The organism is Shewanella sp. MF05956, assembly GCF_059758055.1.
Map to the genome: position 1 here is coordinate 1 of NZ_JCAYNV010000045.1, position 1,200 is coordinate 1,200.

A 1,200-nucleotide genomic window follows, 5' to 3' on the forward strand; every position below is an offset into this window, starting at 1 on the left:
GGTAATCTCCCCATTTTTAACTGAGATCAAAAGTAGAGACTTAGGCCACTAGTGCCAGTTTTTGCTTTGGTGGAATACCACCAATTGCTGTATTGGGTCTTTCGTTGTTATAAAACCATAGCCATTGTGTCGCATGTTCCTGTACCTCGGCAATACTACTCCAAAGATATTGGCTCAGCCATTCGTATCGCACAGTCCGATTATAGCGTTCCACATAGGCATTCTGCTGTGGATTGCCAGGCTGAATAAATTTCAGTTCTACATTGTGTTTTTCAGCCCAAGCAGCCAGTACAGCACTGATGTATTCTGGACCATTATCACTGCGTATCTGTTTCGGTGTTCCACGCCATTCGATGATTTGATCCAATGTTCTTACTACACGCTCCGCAGGCAAGGAGAAGTCGACCTCTATCGCCAAGCCTTCACGGTTGTAATCATCAATCACGTTCAATAACCTAATGCTGCGTCCATCTTCAAGTTGGTCGTGCATAAAATCCATGGACCAACATTCATTGATTGCCTCTGGCACCGCCAATGCATCCGGTTTGTCACGTTTCAAGCGTTTCTTTGGCTTAATCCTTAGGTTCAGCTCTAACTCGCGGTAAATCCTATACACCCGCTTATGGTTCCATCGGTAGCGTTTCACGTTACGTAAAAAGTAATAACACAGACCAAATCCCCAGCTCTTATGGGTCGATGTTAGTCGCTGTAACCAATCGGCAATAGCAGCGTTTTCATCACTGAGTTTTGCTTGATAGCGATAACAGCTCTCACTGAGCCCGAACAAGGCACAGGCAAAGGTGATAGGAATGGCTTTATCTTGCACCGCCTTTTGCGCCAGCTCCCGCCGACGCGACGGCTTTACCACTTTTTTTCGATAGCCTCTTTGAGTATTTCAGCTTTGAGTCGTTCTTCGGCATACATTTTTTTGAGTCGTGAATTCTCAGCCTCTAACTCCTTCAATCGCGCCATCATAGAAGCGTCCATGCCACCAAATTTGGCGCGCCATTTATAGAAGGTCGCTGAGCTCATGCCGTGCTCACGGCAAAGCCCCGGAACTGGGGTGCCAGCTTCGGCTTGTTTAAGGATTGCTAGGATTTGGCTGTCGCTAAATTTTGATGTTTTCATGCAGAATCTCCCTGCGTATATATTACGAGAAAATTCTACTTTTGAAATCAGCTATTTTTAGGGGGTATTACC

1 protein-coding gene is annotated in these 1,200 nt (G+C 45.8%); it reads right to left on the bottom strand.

Translation table 11 applies throughout. The annotated features are described in order from the left end of the window. Nucleotides 1-40 precede the first annotated feature (40 nt). Nucleotides 41-1,128, bottom strand: a protein-coding gene (locus AC19MX_RS21065) for an IS3 family transposase (protein WP_498299768.1) whose coding sequence is annotated in 2 segments (ribosomal slippage) — nucleotides 41-867 and nucleotides 867-1,128 — 1,089 coding nt in all. Because the reading frame shifts where the segments join, the coding sequence is not laid out codon by codon here. Between the last annotated feature and the right edge of the window lie 72 nt (nucleotides 1,129-1,200).